This window comes from Kribbella sp. NPDC023855 (assembly GCF_040639475.1).
In the GTDB taxonomy this organism is placed as follows: Bacteria; Actinomycetota; Actinomycetes; order Propionibacteriales; family Kribbellaceae; genus Kribbella.
In genome coordinates, this window is sequence record NZ_JBFAAA010000006.1 from 448,903 (window position 1) to 463,355 (window position 14,453).

A 14,453-nucleotide genomic window follows, 5' to 3' on the forward strand; every position below is an offset into this window, starting at 1 on the left:
ACGTAGCCGACTGATGTGGAAGGCTTCTGCAGGACTACCAGCCGAGCGGAAGGCGTGAGATGGCAACGAACTGGGCGGGGAACATCACTTTCTCGGCGGAGCCGCACACGCCGGAGTCGGTGCCGGAGCTGCAGGAGCTGGTGCGATCCTCCGAGCACGTTCGGGTGCTGGGCAGCGGGCACTCGTTCAACCGGATCGCGGACACGACCGGGACGCTGGTGTCGGTCGCCAACCTGCCTCGCGTGGTCACCGTCGGTGAGGAGACCGTCACGGTCTCCGCCGGGCTGCGGTACGGCGAAGTGACGGCCGCGCTGCAGGCTGAGGGGCGGGCCCTGCACAACCTCGGGTCGCTGCCGCACATCTCCGTCGCGGGCGCCTGCTCGACCGGGACCCACGGATCGGGCGACGCCAACGGCACGCTCGCCTCCGCGGTCTCGGGCATCACCTTCGTCAACGCCGACGGCGAACTCGTCACGCTGACTCGCGACGACCCGGATTTCGCCGGCTCGGTCGTCTCCCTCGGCGCGCTGGGCGTCACGGTCAGCCTCGAGCTCGACACCCGGCCGTCGTTCCAGATCAGCCAGGTCGTGTACGACGGACTGCCGGTCGACCGGCTCGGTTCGGACTTCGAGGAGGTCTTCGCGAGTGCGTACAGCGTGAGCGCGTTCACCGACTGGGTCGACCCGGACGTGATGATCTGGCGCAAACTGCGCGCCGGTACGCCGTACGAGCCGTCCTGGCTGGGTGCGCGCGTCGCCGATGGTGCCCGGCATCCGATCAAGTCGATGCCGGCCGACTTCGCGACTCAGCAGGGTGGGGTTCCGGGGCCGTGGAACGAGCGGCTGCCGCACTTCCGGCTGGAGTTCACGCCGAGCAACGGCGAGGAGCTGCAGTCGGAGTACTTCGTGCCGCGGGCGGTCGCGGCGCAGGCCTTCGAGGAGCTCAAGGCGCTCGGCGACCGGATGGCGCCGGTGATCCAGATCTCCGAGGTCCGCACGATTGCCGCCGACGACCTCTGGCTGAGCCCGAGCCAAGGTCGCGACACGGTCGCCCTGCACTTCACCTGGATCCGGGACGAGGAAGCGGTCCGGCCGGTCGTCGAGGCGATCGAGGAGGTCCTGCTGCCGCTGGGGGCCCGGCCGCACTGGGGCAAGGTCTTCACCGTCGACGCGGCGACGCTGCGCGAGTGCTACCCGAAGGTGCCGGAATTCATTGCTCTGGCGGCGAAGTACGACCCTGCCGGCAAGTTCCGGAACGACTATCTGGACACCTGCCTGCCTTAGTGGCCCGCGCAGGGAACATCTTCGATGTTCTTGGTGAGGGACCAGAGGAGGTTGCGGAGGAGGCGGCGGTCTTCGGCGCTGACGCCTCGGAGGGCGCGTTCGCCTGCTTGGGCGTGGAGTTGCTGGACGGTGCGGGCGAGCTCGGTGCCGTGTTCGGTCAGCTCGATGCTGACCTTGCGGGCGTCGGTGTCGTTCTTGAGCCGGCGGACCAGGCCCGCTGCTTCCATCCGCTGGGTGGTGCGGGTGGCTGTGGGGACCTCTACGTCGAGGACCTTCGCTAGCTGCGCCACTGGCAGCGCGCCGAGGTGGAGCAGCTTGGCGAGGACCAGCTCCTGACCGGTGTGGACGCCAGTACCGGCCAGCTCGTCACCCACCGCCTTCCGCGCCGCCCGATCGGCAAAACGCAGCGCGATCAAAATGTCGGCCGGACTCGCCGGTGCTTCGGGATCCCACCGCAACGGCCGGGGCTCCGGCGCACTCGCGCCGCGCTCCGAGGCCACGTCGGGTTCCGGAGTGCTCATATTGCGCTCCGGGGGGCGAAGGGGTTGCGGGTGTTCAGGGCGCCGATGTACTCGGTGGGGATGGCGGGCTCGCCGCGGCTGAGTTGGCTGGCGCTGCGGGGGAGTTCGTCGCGGACCTTGAGGTGGTGCGCCTGCGACTCGGCCGGCGTGGTCCGGCCGACGATCTTGCCTGCCTCTACCAGCGGCTTCAGCAGTTCGCGGTCGTCACCGTCGTCCACCGCCTTCTCGCCGACGCCGATCAGCTCCACCTCGGCGACACCGGCCGCCGAACGACGCCGCAGCGCGTACTTGCGGCCGCCGATCGAGATCTTGTCCGGGCTGTTCTTCGCGACCGGCACCAGCTTGCCGTCGTCGTCCTCGCGGGCGACCAGCTTGTAGACGAAACCGCAGGTCGGGTAGCCGCTGCCGGTCACCAGCGAGGTGCCCACGCCGTACCCGTCGACGGCGGCCGGCGCGAGCGCGGCGATCTGGTACTCGTCGAGGTCGCTGGTGACGATGATCCGGGTCTTGGTGGCGCCCAGCGCGTCCAGCTGCTCGCGGACCTGCCCGGCCAGCGACGGCAGGTCACCGGAGTCGAGCCGGACCGCGCCCAGGTCGGTACCGGCCACCTCGATCGCCGTCTTCACCGCCTCGGTCAGGTCGTAGGTGTCCACCAGCAGCGTCGTTCCCTTGCCCAAGGCATCCACCTGGGAGACGAACGCGTCCCGCTCGGTGTCGTGCAGCAGGGTGAACGAGTGGGCCGCCGTACCGGCGCTCGGGATGCCGAACCGGCGGGCCGCCTCCAGGTTGGAGGTGGTGGCGAACCCCGCGATGTACGCCGCCAGCGCGGACGCGACCGCGGCCTCCTCGTGGGTCCGCCGCGAGCCCATCTCGATACACGGCCGGCCACCGGCCCACCAGGTCATCCGGGAGGCCGCCGAGGCGACCGCCGAGTCGTGGTTCAGGATCGACAGGAACACGGTTTCCAGCAGCACCGCCTCGGCGAAGCTCGACTCCACCACCAGGACCGGCGAGCCCGGGAAGAAGATCTCCCCGTCGGCGTACCCGGAGATGTCACCGCTGAACCGGTACTCCGCGAGCCAGTCGCGGGTCGCGGCGTCGACGATGCGCCGCTCGGCCAGGAAGTCGATCGTCTGCTCGTCGAAACGGAACTGCTCCAGCGCGTCCAGGAGCCGGTTCACGCCCGCGACCACGCCGTACCGGCGCCCGTCGGGCAACCGCCGGGCGAACAGCTCGAAAACCGAGCGCCGATGCGCCGTACCGTCGGCCAGACTGGCCTGCAGCATGGTCAGCTCGTAGTGGTCGGTCAGCAGCGCTGTCGTAGCGTTCACAAGAGCAGCCTATTGCGAGTCGAGAACTGATGATGGAGAGAATGGCTACGTGACCACCGCACCGAGCGAACTCGCCAGCCCCGAAATCGACGAGGCGATCGAGTTGAGCCCACCGTGGGTGACGATCGTCTGGAACGATCCGGTGAACCTGATGGACTACGTCACGTTCGTCTTCCAGACCTATTTCGGCTACTCCAAGGCCAAGGCGGAGAAGCTGATGATGCAGGTGCACCAAGAAGGCAAGTCGGTCGTCTCGAACGGTAACCGCGAGGCGATGGAACGCGATGTCGAAGCCATGCACTCCTACGGCCTGTGGGCCACCTGTGAGAAGTCGTGACGAAGTTCCGTAAGCGCAAGAAGACCGTGATCGTCAGCTTCGCCGCGCACGAGGCGGACATCCTGGCGAACCTGCTCCGCAACCTGGTCGAACTCCTGTACGACGGGATGCCGCCACGCGCCGCCGAGTCGAGCGACCCGCTGGCCGCGTTGCTGGACAACGACGGGCCGACCTCGCCGCCGGAGGACGTAGTACTGCAGCGGCTGCTGCCGGATGCGTACAACTCCGACGACCAGGCGGCTGCCGAGTTCCGGCGGTTCACCGAGCGCGGGCTGCGGGACAGCAAGGCGTCGGACGCCAAGCGGGTGCTGGCGGCTCTGGAGGCGTCGCCGGAGGACGGGATCCCGCTCGAGGGTGACGACCAGCTCGCCTGGCTGCGCGCACTGAACGACCTGCGACTGGCGATCGGCACCCGGCTGGACATCAAGGAAGAGGACGACTACGCGGTCTGGGAGAAGCTCCCCGACGACGACCCCCGCCGCCTCACCTACGACCTCTACGACTGGCTCGGCTACCTCCAGTCCGCTTTGCTGCACAACATCAGATGACGTATCCGAAGACCGGGGGAGACCGGTTGAGCGCTGGTCCCGAGTTTCCGGCGCTCGAGAAGCGGGTGCTCGAGTACTGGGAGGCGGACGGGACGTTTCTGGCTTCGGTGGAGGGCCGGGCTGCTGGGGTGGACGGGGAGAACGAGTTCGTCTTCTACGACGGGCCGCCGTTTGCCAACGGGTTGCCGCACTACGGGCATCTGCTGACCGGGTACGTGAAGGACGTCGTGCCGCGGTACCAGACGATGCGCGGGCGGCGGGTCGAGCGGCGGTTCGGGTGGGACACGCACGGGTTGCCGGCCGAGCTGGAGGCTCAGCGGGTGCTCGGGCTGAAGACCAAGGCGGAGATCGTCGAGCTGGGCATCGAGAAGTTCAACGAGGTGTGCCGGTCGTCGGTGCTCAAGTACACCGACGAGTGGCAGGCCTACGTCACCCGGCAGGCGCGCTGGGTCGACTTCGGCAACGACTACAAGACGCTCAACCGCGACTACATGGAATCCGTCATCTGGGCGTTCAAGACCTTGTACGACAAGGGGCTCGTCTACGAAGGCCTGCGCGTCCTGCCGTACTGCTGGAACGACGAGACACCGCTCTCGAACCACGAGCTGCGGATGGACGACGACGTCTACCAACCGCGGCAGGACCCATCGGTCACCGTCGCGGTGACCCTGGAGACCGGCGAGCGCCTGCTGGCCTGGACGACCACACCCTGGACGCTGCCGAGCAACCTGGCGATGGCCGTTGCCCCCGACATCGATTACGTCGTCGTCAACGACGCAGAGGGCCGGCCGACGATCCTGGCCGAGGCGCGACTGGCGGCGTACGGGTATGAGGACGTCATCCGGCGGTTGAAGGGTGCCGAGCTGATCGGGCTGCGGTACACGCCGCTCTTCGATTTCTTCACCGACGTCGACCGGTGGGGCACCGAGAATGCCTTCCAGGTCATCGCCGCCGAGCATGTGACCACCGACGACGGCACCGGAGTCGTCCACATGGCTCCGGCGTACGGCGAGGAGGACCAGCTCGCCTGCGACGCGGTCGGCATCCCGACCCTGCTGACCGTCGACGAAGGTGCTCGCTTCACCGGTGTGGTTCCGCCGTACGCCGGGCAGCACGTGTTCGACGCGAACCGGGCCATCATCCGCGACCTCGCCGCGGCCGGAGCCCTGGTTCGCGAGGACAGCTATGTGCACAGCTACCCGCATTGCTGGCGGTGCCGCAATCCGCTGATCTACAAGGCGGTGTCGAGCTGGTTCGTCGAGGTGACCCGGATCCGGGACCGGATGGTCGAGCTGAACGAGCAGATCACCTGGGTGCCGGAGCACATCAAGTACGGCCAGTTCGGCAAGTGGCTGGAGAACGCGCGGGACTGGTCGATCAGCCGGAACCGGTTCTGGGGGTCGCCGATCCCGGTCTGGCGCTCGGACGACCCGGCGTACCCGCGGATCGACGTGTATGGCTCGGTCGAGGAGCTGGAGCGCGACTTCGGCATCGCCGTACCGGATCTGCACCGGCCGTTCATCGACCGGCTGACCCGGCCGAACCCGGACGATCCGACCGGGAAGTCGGTGATGCGGCGGGTTCCCGACGTGCTGGACGTGTGGTTCGACTCGGGATCGATGAGTTTCGCGCAGGTGCACTACCCGTTCGAGAACAGCGAGTGGTTCGAGCACCACTTCCCGGGCGACTTCATCGTCGAGTACATCGGGCAGACGCGTGGCTGGTTCTACACCATGCACGTGCTGGCGACGGCGTTGTTCGACCGGCCGGCGTTCTCGTCGTGCCTGTCGCACGGGATCGTGCTGGGCAGCGACGGGCAGAAGATGAGCAAGTCGCTGCGGAACTATCCCGATGTCCGCGAGGTGTTCGACCGCGACGGCGCGGACGCGATGCGCTGGTTCCTGATGTCGAGCCCGATCCTGCGCGGCGGCAACCTGGTCGTCACCGAGCAGGGCATCCGCGACGGAGTGCGGCAGGTGATGATCCCGCTCTGGAACGCCTGGTACTTCTTCGGCCTCTACGCCAACGCGGCCGGCGCCTCGGCGACCTGGTCGGTCAGCTCCGAGGTGGAGCTCGATCGCTACCTGCTGGCCAGGTTGCGGGTTTTCGTCGGTGAGGTGGGCGAGCGGCTCGACCGGTACGACGTTGCGTCGGCGTGCGAGTCCGTCGTCAGCTACCTGGAGGTGCTGACGAACTGGTACATCCGGCGGTCGCGGGAACGGTTCTGGGACGACAAGGGCGCGACTTTCCAGGATGCGTTGAACACGCTCTACACCGCGCTCGAGGTGGTGACTCGGACGGTCGCACCGCTGCTGCCGTTGACGGCGGAGGAGATCTGGCGTGGGTTGACCGGTGGGCGTTCGGTGCATCTGACCGACTGGCCGGCTGTGGATGACCTGCCCGCGGATGATGCGTTGGTGGCGCGGATGGAGCGCGTGCGGGAGATCTGTTCGGTCGCCTCGGCGGTTCGGAAGGCAGAGGGGATCCGCGGGCGTCAGCCGCTGCGCACGATGACGGTCGCGACGGCCGACGCGTCGTCGCTGGAGCAGTTGGTGCCGATCCTTCGGGCTGAGGTCAACGTGCGGGAGGTGGTGCTGGCCGAGGTCGACGAGGTGGACGCACCGGTCTCGCAGAAACTGACCGTCAACGCACGAGCGGCCGGCCCGCGACTCGGACGCGACGTACAGGCGGTGATCAAGGCGTCGAAGTCCGGCGACTGGTCGGTCTCCGCCGACGGCTCGGTTGTTGCCGGTGGCATCGAGTTGCGGGAGGGGGAGTACACGCTGGAAACGGTGCTGGCGGAGGTCGATGACGCCGGCCCGCGGGCAAGTGGGCTGCTGACCGGCGGCGGTTTCGTAGTACTGGACCTCGAGCTCACCCCGGAACTGGAGCGCGAGGGCATCGCCCGCGACGTGATCCGCGCGGTCCAGCAGTCCCGCCGAGACGCCGGCCTCGACATCACCGACCAAATCCACCTCCACCTGACCGCCGACCCCACCACCCTCACGGCCATCGAGGAACACCACGAAACGCTCCTGACAGAAACCCTCACCACCAACCTGACTCTCACCGAAGGCCCCACCCTCGCCGTCGTGTTGGCGAAGGCCTGACCGGCCCCGGCACGCTCGATGTCGCCGGAGGCGACGAGTTCGGCGGGGCCGGCCCTCGGATCGACCTGGCGGTGTCTCGCTTTTCCCGTCGCTCGCCCGGCGCAGCCGGGCGAGCGACGGCGCATAGGGTGGGTTGTATGGAAAAGCGGACGTTGGGGCGTACTGGGCGGGATGTTGGTGTGGTCGGGCTTGGTGCCTGGCAGCTCGGGGCCGACTGGGGTGAGGTCGACGAGAGCGACGCAATCGGCGTACTGCGGGCTGCCGTCGAGGGTGGTGTCACGTTCATCGACACCGCGGACGTGTACGGCGATGGGCGGAGTGAGCGGCTCGTCGGGCAGGTGCTCAAGGAGCACCCGGAGCTGACCGTCGCCACCAAGATGGGCCGGCGGGTCGAGCAGGTGCCGGAGAACTACACCCTGGACGCCTTCCGCGCCTGGAACGACCGCTCCCGCCAGAATCTCGGCGTCGACACGATCGACCTGGTCCAGCTGCACTGTCCGCCGACCCCGGTCTACTCCAGCGACGCCGTCTTCGACGGGCTCGACACGATGGTGGCGGAGGGCCGCATCGCGGCGTACGGGGTGAGTGTGGAGACCTGCGCCGAGGCGCTCACCGCGATCGCGCGGCCGAACGTGGCGTCCGTGCAGATCATCCTGAACGCGTTCCGGCTCAAGCCGCTCGACGAGGTGCTGCCGGCGGCCGAGCGAGCCGGCGTCGGAATCATCGCCCGGGTCCCGCTGGCCAGCGGCCTGCTCTCCGGCAAGTACGACGAGAACACCACCTTCGGCGCGGACGACCACCGCAACTACAACCGCAAGGGCGAGTCCTTCGACGTCGGCGAGACCTTCTCCGGCGTCGACTTCGCCACCGGCCTGGAAGCAGTCAAGCGACTCATCCCGCTGGTCCCGGAGGGCGCCACGATGGCCCAGTTCGCCCTCCGCTGGATCCTCGACCAGCCGGGCGTCACCGTTGTCATCCCGGGCGCCCGCAACCCCGAGCAGGTAGCCGGCAACATCGCCGCCGCCACCCTCCGCCCCCTCACCACCGGCGAACTGAAGGTCGTCCAGACCGTGTACGACGAGCTCATCCGCCCCCAGGTCCACGACCGCTGGTAGTCCACATACTGGACCGACTCCCTGGTTGGCAGGGGGTCGGCGGTGTCCTCCGTATCGTGGTGGCGTGCTCATCATCGACTCGGAGACGTACGACGCGATCGTGGCGCATGCCCGGCGGGACCATCCGGACGAGGCGTGTGGCGTGGTGGCCGGGCCGGCCGGCTCCGACCGGCCGGAGCGGTTCATCCCGATGCTGAACGCGGCGATGTCGCCGACGTTCTACGAGTTCGACTCGGGCGACCTGTTCCGGCTCTACAAGGAGATGGACGAGCGCGACGAGGAACCGGTGGTGATCTACCACTCGCACACGGCCACCGAGGCCTACCCCTCCCGCACCGACATCAACCTGGCCTCCGAGCCCGGCGCGCACTACGTGCTGGTCTCCACCCGCGACGGCGCCGACTCGCCGTCGTACGACGGGCCGGTGGAGTTCCGGTCGTACCGGATCATCGACGGCGCGGTCACCGAGGAAGAGGTCAAGGTCGTGGCGGACTACAGCAATCAAGGAGACAACTGACATGGCGATCGAGCTTCGCGTCCCGACCATCTTGCGCACCTACACCGGGGGCGAGAAGGCGGTGAACGGGGACGGCAGCACGCTGGCCGAGTTCATCGACAACGTGAACGGCACCCACCCGGGCCTGAAGGAGCGGATCGTGGAGGGGGAGCCGGAGGAGCTGCGCCGGTTCGTCAACGTCTACGTCAACGACGAGGACGTCCGGTTCACCGGCGGCCTGCAGACCGGGGTCAAGGACGGCGACGTCGTCGTCGTACTGCCCGCGGTGGCCGGCGGCTGATCATGCGTTTCGACTCCCTGCTCGACTCGGTCGGCGGTACGCCGCTGGTCGGCCTGCCGAAGCTCTCGCCGTCGGGTGACGTGCGGTTGTGGGCCAAGCTGGAGGACCACAACCCGACCGGGTCGATCAAGGACCGGGCCGCGCTGCGGATGCTGCTGGACGCCGAGAAGGACGGCCGGCTCCGGCCGGGCAACACCATCCTCGAGCCGACGTCGGGCAACACCGGGATCTCGCTGGCGATGGCGGCCAAGCTGCGCGGGTACCGGATGGTCTGTGTGATGCCGGAGAACACCTCCGAGGAGCGCCGGCAGATCCTGCGGATGTGGGGGGTCGAGATCATCTCCTCGCCGGCCGCGGGCGGTTCGAACGAGGCCGTCCGGGTGGCCAAGCAGGTCGCCGAGGAGCACCCGGACTGGGTGATGCTCTACCAGTACGGCAACCCGTCGAACGCGGCCGCGCACTACGACGGCACGGCCCGCGAGATCCTCACCGACCTGCCGTCGGTGACGCATTTCGTGGCTGGGCTCGGCACCACCGGCACGCTGATGGGGGCCGGCCGCTTCTTCCGCGAGCACAAACCCGAAGTACGGATCGTCGCCGCCGAGCCGCGGTACGGCGAACTGGTCTACGGCCTGCGCAACCTCGACGAGGGCTTCGTCCCCGAGCTGTACGACGCGACGCTGATCGACGCGCGTTTCTCGGTCGGCCCGCGTGATGCGGTACGCCGGGTCCGCGAACTACTCGACAACGAAGGCATCTTCGCCGGCATCTCGACCGGTGCGATCCTGCACGCCGCACTCGGGCAGGCGGCCAAGTGCGTGCGCGACGGTCAGTCGGCCGACATCGCCTTCGTCGTCGCCGACGGCGGCTGGAAGTACCTCTCCACCGGCGCCTACGAAGGCACGGTCGAAGAAGCCGAAGAACGCCTCGAAGGCCAACTCTGGGCCTGAGGGTCCGGTCGGGTGGGCGTCGCGCCGAGGTGGTTCCCCCCCCCCCCCGCGCTCTCCGACGCCCGCTCCTGCGTCGCGGGCTCGTTCGAGTGCTCCCGCCCACCCGGTGTTTTGCGCTCCTGCGTCGCGCGGGTTGACCACGGTGGTGGCTGATGTGGTGCTGAGGCGGGTGTTTGGGGTTGTCCCCCGCGCGCTCTCCGATGCCCGCTCCTGCGTCGCGGGCTCGTTCGAGCGCTCCCACCCACCCGGTGTTCTGCGCTCCTGCGTCGCGCGGTTCAACCGCGGGCGCGCGGGCCACCGGCGCCAGGATCTGGCGATGCCGTAACAGCAGCTACGCCGTGTCGAACGGACTGATGCTGGACGGCAGGACGATCACCAACGTCTACCCGTTCGACGAGCAGGGCGAGCTGTTGCAGGCCCGCCTGTGCGACCAGGACGGCACCCCGCTCGACCTGTCAGCGGCTCACGGCGGCGCGGAGGTGGTCGGCGGTTGCCGAGTTTGGGTGGTCGAGCATTGCTTTCGGGGTGCCTTCGAAGAGGATTCGGCCGCCGTGGTGTCCGGGCCCGGGACCGACGTCCACGATCCAGTCGGCGGCGGCGATCACGTCGAGGTTGTGCTCGATGGCGATCACCGTGCTGCCGCCGTCGACCAGCCGGCCGATGATGCCCAGCAACTGGTCGACGTCGGACATGTGCAACCCGGTCGTCGGCTCGTCCATCAGGTAGATGCCGGCCGCGGTGCGCAGCTCGGTGGCCAGCTTGACCCGTTGCGCCTCGCCGCCGGACAACGTGTTCAGCGGCTGCCCGAGCTTGAGGTAGCCCAGGCCGACGTCCTGCAGTGAGGTGAGCACCCGCTCGATCTGCTCGTTGCCGAACACCCCGGCGGCCTCGCCGACCGTCAGCTCCAGAACGTCGGCGATCGTCCGTCCGTCGAGCTCGTACTCGAGGACTTCCCTCGTGTACCGCCGCCCGTTGCACACTTCGCACACCGACCGGAGGTCGTCCATGAAGGCCAGTTCGGTGGTGACGAACCCGAGACCGCGGCAGTTCGGGCAGGCACCGTCGGAGTTCGCGCTGAACAGCGACGAACTCACCCCGTTCGCCGCCGCGAAGAGCGCACGGATCTCGTCCATCAGTCCGGTGTACGTCGCCGGCGTCGAGCGGCTGTTGCCGGACAGCTGACTCTGGTCGATCGCCACCACCTCGGGGTATCGGCGGCGGAGCTCGTCGTTCACCAGGCTGCTCTTGCCCGAGCCGGCCACACCGCTGACGACGGTGAACACGCCGGTCGGGAACTCGACCGTGACGTTGCGCAGGTTGTGCGCGGTGGCGTTTTCGACCCGCAGTACGCCGGTCGCCGTCCGGGGCGCGCGGTTCAGCGCGAGCGGACGGTCCATGCTCTGACCGGTCGGGGTGTCGGCCTTGCGCAGACCGGCGACCGGTCCCTGGTAGGTGATCCGGCCACCGGCGGGGCCGGCGCCCGGACCGACGTCGACGACGTGGTCGGCGATCTCGATCACGTCCCGGTCGTGCTCGACGACGAGCACCGTGTTGCCCTTCTCCTGCAGCTTGCGCAGCAACAGGTTGAACCGCAGGACGTCACTCGGGTGCAACCCGGCCGTCGGCTCGTCGAAGATGTAGAGCATGTCGCCGAGGCTGCTGCCGAGGTGCCGAACCATCTTGATCCGCTGCGACTCGCCGCCTGACAACGTCGTCGTGGGCCGGTCGAGGCTGAGGTATCCCAGGCCGATGGTGACCAGGTGGCCGAGACGCTCGCGCAGGCTGGCGACCACCGACGCGGCTTCCGGGACGTCGATCTTGGCCAGCACCTCGAGCAGTTCGTCAGCCTGCATGGCGGCGAGCTCGGCGATGTTCCGCCCGTCGATCCGGCTGGACAAAGCTTCGGGGTTGAGCCGGCCGCCGTGACACTGCGGGCAAGTGCCTGAGGCGACCAGTCGCTCGTGCACGGCCCGGCTCTTCGCCGACATCTTGCTGACGTCCTTGCGCAGGAAGAGCCGGTGGAACCGGTCGATCACGCCTTCGAAGTCGTCCGGGGTGGCCGACAGCGGATCGTCGGCCCGGGCCCCGCGACGCAGGGTCTGCCACGCCGGCTCGTCGTACTCGCGCAGCGGTAGGTCGAGGTCGAACAGGCCGGAGTTGGCGTAGTACTTCCAGTACCAGCGGCCAGGCTGGAAGCTGGGGTGCCGGAACGGGCCCTGGGCCAGTGAGCGGTCGCGGTCGAGGAACGCGTCCTCGTCCAGCACCGCGCTGATCCCGGTGCCCTGGCAGACCGGGCACATGCCGTCCGGGTCGTTGAACGAGAACCGGTTGGACCAGCCGACGAACGGCGTTCCGGCGCGGCTGAAGAGCAGCCGCAGCAGCGGATGAAGGTCGGTCACCGTGCCCACGGTGGAGCGGGCGTTGCCGCCGATCCGGCGCTGGGCGACCACGATCGCGGGCGACAGGTTCTCGATCGCGTCGGCCGCGGGCTGCCCGTACTTCGGCAGCCGGTTGCGGATGAACGTACTGAACGTCTCGTTCAGCTGCCGCTGCGCCTCCGCCGCCAGGGTGTCGAACACCAGCGACGACTTGCCGGAGCCGGAGACCCCGGTGACCACGATCAGCCGGTGCTTCGGCAGCTCGAGCGACACGTCGCGCAGGTTGTGCTCCCGCGCCCTCACAATCCGGATCGTGTCCATGGGCCGCAACGTACCCACGAGCACCGACAGTCAACGGTGCCCGCACGGCTGGTCAGGGATTGCACTGCCACCGGAGCGCGCTGGGCGAGGGCGCGAACCGGTCGGGGAGGTCAGGTCTTGAAGAGCACTTTGCGGCCTAGTCTGGGGTGGACGCCCCGGCCCTTGCAGCTGCTGCACGGACGCTGGGCGTAGCTGAAGATGGAGCCCTTGTGCCGGCCGGCGCCCTTGCAGCGGTTGCACTTCGCGTTCGGGTGCAGTCGGAGCGAGAGGACGTAGGCGGCGAAGGCGGCGAACACGAGGAGCACCAGCATCCCGGTCGGGCCGAGCGTCGACGCGATGTCGGCGCTGGTGCTGGACGTGTTCGTCTCCACAGCCTGACCGGCGGCATTGCCTGCCGCCGCGGCGTTGGTGGGGTGCGGATTCGGTGCGCCGGTGGAGGTGAAAGCCACCGCGATCTGGACCACCAGGTTCATGGCATCGCTGGGGGCGGTTGGAAACACATCCGATAAGAGTGGCCCGCGTCACGTCCGTTGGCAATTCCTGAGAGTAAAGATGTGGATAACTCCGGCGTGTCGCGACGCGACCTCAGGTAAGCCTTACTTCAGCTCTGCCCGTTACCGGTCTTCGGGTCGCCGCGAGCTAGAGTTCCGACTGTGGCAGACGCACCGATCGGGATCTTCGACTCAGGGTTCGGCGGACTGACGGTGACGCGGTCGGTACTCGACCAGCTGCCGCACGAGCCGATCCTGTACCTCGGCGACACGGCCCGCCAGCCGTACGGCCCGAAACCGATCGCCGAGGTGCGCGAGTACGCGCTGGAATGCCTGGACCACCTGGTCGAGGCCGGCGTCAAGATGCTCGTCATCGCCTGCAACTCGGCCAGTGCCGCGATGCTCAGAGACGCCCGCGAGCGGTACGACGTACCGGTGGTCGAGGTGATCCTTCCGGCTGCCCGGCGGGCCGTTGCCGCGACCCGGAACCAGCGCGTCGGCGTGATCTGCACGAAGGCGACGGCGACCTCGTTGGCCTACGAGGACGCATTCGCCGCCGCTCCGCAGATCCAGCTGCTGACCCAGGCCTGCCCGAGTTTCGTGGACTTCGTCGAGGCCGGGGTGACGTCGGGACCCGAGTTGCTTGCCGCCGCCCACGAGTACTTCGATCCGCTGATCGAGGCCGACGTGGACACGCTCATCCTCGGCTGCACCCACTACCCGTTGCTGACCGGCGTGATCTCGTACGTGATGGGTGACAACGTCACCCTTGTCAGCAGTGCGGAGGAGTGCGCCAAGGACGTCTACAGCGTGCTCACCAAGAGCGGCCTGCTCCGCCCCGGCGACCTGCCCGCCCCCCAGCACCGCTTCGTCACCACCGGCGACCCGGCCGAGTTCGCCGCGATCGGCGCCCGCTTCCTCGGCCCGGTCATCTCCGGCGTCGACCAGTTCGCCTGGATCCGCTGAGGCTTCCCTAGGCCTTCGCCAGCACCTTCTTGCGCGCGGTGTCGAGCGCTGACAGCAGCACCACCGCGACGGCAATGACTCCACCCGCCACGACGTAGCACCACGGGCTGTCGAGGTGGTTTGCCGCGGTCAGCCAGTTCGGCGGTCTGCTGGTGAAGAGCCGGAAGATGATCGTCAGCAGGCCTTCCCAGATGCCCAGGAAGGCGACTCCGACCATCGCCAGCCGGTACATTCCCTCATCCATCGTGTCTCCTCTCGGTTGACACGAACGTAACAACGGTGGTTGCGACTTTAGTCGCGGATTC

The 14,453-nt window shown here is 68.3% G+C and carries 14 protein-coding genes; 9 read left to right on the forward strand and 5 right to left on the reverse strand.

Features of this window, described 5'->3' with window-relative positions; all coding sequences use genetic code 11:
- The first annotated feature begins 59 nt into the window (after positions 1-59).
- A complete protein-coding gene (locus tag AB0F51_RS23765; RefSeq protein WP_360283370.1) occupies positions 60-1,283 on the forward strand; it encodes a D-arabinono-1,4-lactone oxidase in 1,224 nt (407 codons plus the stop codon).
- On the opposite strand, the gene AB0F51_RS23770 is transcribed toward AB0F51_RS23765, so the two are convergent.
- Both AB0F51_RS23770 and AB0F51_RS23775 read right to left on the reverse strand, forming a co-directional pair.
- Positions 1,280-1,804, reverse strand: a complete 525-nt coding sequence (locus AB0F51_RS23770; RefSeq protein ID WP_360283372.1) for a MarR family transcriptional regulator — start codon at positions 1,802-1,804, stop codon at positions 1,280-1,282. The genes AB0F51_RS23765 and AB0F51_RS23770 overlap by 4 nt on opposite strands.
- Positions 1,801-3,135, reverse strand: coding sequence for a nicotinate phosphoribosyltransferase (locus AB0F51_RS23775; protein ID WP_360283374.1), 1,335 nt, complete (start codon positions 3,133-3,135; stop codon positions 1,801-1,803). The genes AB0F51_RS23770 and AB0F51_RS23775 overlap by 4 nt, the downstream gene beginning before the upstream one ends.
- Positions 3,136-3,184: 49 nt before the next feature.
- Between AB0F51_RS23775 and clpS the strand changes: the two genes are divergently transcribed.
- The 7 genes from clpS to AB0F51_RS23810 all read left to right on the forward strand — a co-directional run bounded on the left by clpS (position 3,185) and on the right by AB0F51_RS23810 (position 9,992).
- Positions 3,185-3,472: an ATP-dependent Clp protease adapter ClpS gene (clpS, locus tag AB0F51_RS23780; protein ID WP_360283376.1), complete on the forward strand. Its 288-nt coding sequence runs from the start codon at positions 3,185-3,187 to the stop codon at positions 3,470-3,472.
- On the forward strand, positions 3,469-4,020 hold the full coding sequence (locus tag AB0F51_RS23785; RefSeq protein ID WP_360283378.1) for a DUF2017 domain-containing protein: 552 nt from the start codon (positions 3,469-3,471) through the stop codon (positions 4,018-4,020). Before clpS ends, AB0F51_RS23785 begins: the two co-directional genes overlap by 4 nt.
- Positions 4,017-7,130 carry an isoleucine--tRNA ligase gene (gene ileS / locus AB0F51_RS23790; protein ID WP_360283380.1) on the forward strand — a complete coding sequence of 1,038 codons (3,114 nt, stop codon included), beginning with the start codon at positions 4,017-4,019 and terminating at the stop codon, positions 7,128-7,130. Before AB0F51_RS23785 ends, ileS begins: the two co-directional genes overlap by 4 nt.
- A 137-nt stretch (positions 7,131-7,267) precedes the next feature.
- Positions 7,268-8,245: an aldo/keto reductase gene (locus AB0F51_RS23795; RefSeq protein WP_360283382.1), complete on the forward strand. Its 978-nt coding sequence runs from the start codon at positions 7,268-7,270 to the stop codon at positions 8,243-8,245.
- A gap of 64 nt (positions 8,246-8,309) precedes the next feature.
- Positions 8,310-8,762, forward strand: coding sequence for a M67 family metallopeptidase (locus AB0F51_RS23800; protein WP_360283384.1), 453 nt, complete (start codon positions 8,310-8,312; stop codon positions 8,760-8,762).
- Position 8,763: 1 nt separating this feature from the next.
- Positions 8,764-9,042, forward strand: a complete 279-nt coding sequence (locus tag AB0F51_RS23805; protein ID WP_270132520.1) for a MoaD/ThiS family protein — start codon at positions 8,764-8,766, stop codon at positions 9,040-9,042.
- The gene (locus AB0F51_RS23810; RefSeq protein WP_360283481.1) at positions 9,042-9,992 is read left to right on the forward strand and encodes a cysteine synthase family protein; all 951 of its coding nucleotides are present in this window, start codon (positions 9,042-9,044) and stop codon (positions 9,990-9,992) included. The genes AB0F51_RS23805 and AB0F51_RS23810 overlap by 1 nt, the downstream gene beginning before the upstream one ends.
- 455 nt (positions 9,993-10,447) lie before the next feature.
- Here AB0F51_RS23810 and AB0F51_RS23815 read toward each other — a convergent pair whose 3' ends face one another.
- Both AB0F51_RS23815 and AB0F51_RS23820 read right to left on the reverse strand, forming a co-directional pair.
- Positions 10,448-12,691 carry an excinuclease ABC subunit UvrA gene (locus AB0F51_RS23815; protein WP_360283386.1) on the reverse strand — a complete coding sequence of 748 codons (2,244 nt, stop codon included), beginning with the start codon at positions 12,689-12,691 and terminating at the stop codon, positions 10,448-10,450.
- Between the two features lie 110 nt (positions 12,692-12,801).
- A complete protein-coding gene (locus AB0F51_RS23820) occupies positions 12,802-13,191 on the reverse strand; it encodes a hypothetical protein (protein ID WP_360283388.1) in 390 nt (129 codons plus the stop codon).
- 153 nt (positions 13,192-13,344) lie between these two features.
- Here AB0F51_RS23820 and murI point away from each other — a divergent pair, with 153 nt between their 5' ends.
- Positions 13,345-14,148 carry a glutamate racemase gene (gene murI, locus AB0F51_RS23825; RefSeq protein ID WP_360283390.1) on the forward strand — a complete coding sequence of 268 codons (804 nt, stop codon included), beginning with the start codon at positions 13,345-13,347 and terminating at the stop codon, positions 14,146-14,148.
- 7 nt (positions 14,149-14,155) lie between these two features.
- On the opposite strand, the gene AB0F51_RS23830 is transcribed toward murI, so the two are convergent.
- Positions 14,156-14,392 (reverse strand): hypothetical protein, encoded by a 237-nt coding sequence (locus AB0F51_RS23830; protein WP_360283392.1) that lies wholly within the window; start codon positions 14,390-14,392, stop codon positions 14,156-14,158.
- Between the last annotated feature and the right edge of the window lie 61 nt (positions 14,393-14,453).

Coding starts and splice junctions, on each gene's coding strand:
- AB0F51_RS23795 (WP_360283382.1), top strand. CDS start 7,268: ATGGAAAAGCGGACGTTGGGGCGTACTGGGCGGGATGTTGGTGTGGTC.
- AB0F51_RS23805 (WP_270132520.1), top strand. CDS start 8,764: ATGGCGATCGAGCTTCGCGTCCCGACCATCTTGCGCACCTACACCGGG.
- AB0F51_RS23765 (WP_360283370.1), top strand. CDS start 60: ATGGCAACGAACTGGGCGGGGAACATCACTTTCTCGGCGGAGCCGCAC.
- ileS (WP_360283380.1), top strand. CDS start 4,017: ATGACGTATCCGAAGACCGGGGGAGACCGGTTGAGCGCTGGTCCCGAG.
- AB0F51_RS23770 (WP_360283372.1), bottom strand. CDS start 1,804: ATGAGCACTCCGGAACCCGACGTGGCCTCGGAGCGCGGCGCGAGTGCG.
- AB0F51_RS23815 (WP_360283386.1), bottom strand. CDS start 12,691: ATGGACACGATCCGGATTGTGAGGGCGCGGGAGCACAACCTGCGCGAC.
- AB0F51_RS23830 (WP_360283392.1), bottom strand. CDS start 14,392: ATGGATGAGGGAATGTACCGGCTGGCGATGGTCGGAGTCGCCTTCCTG.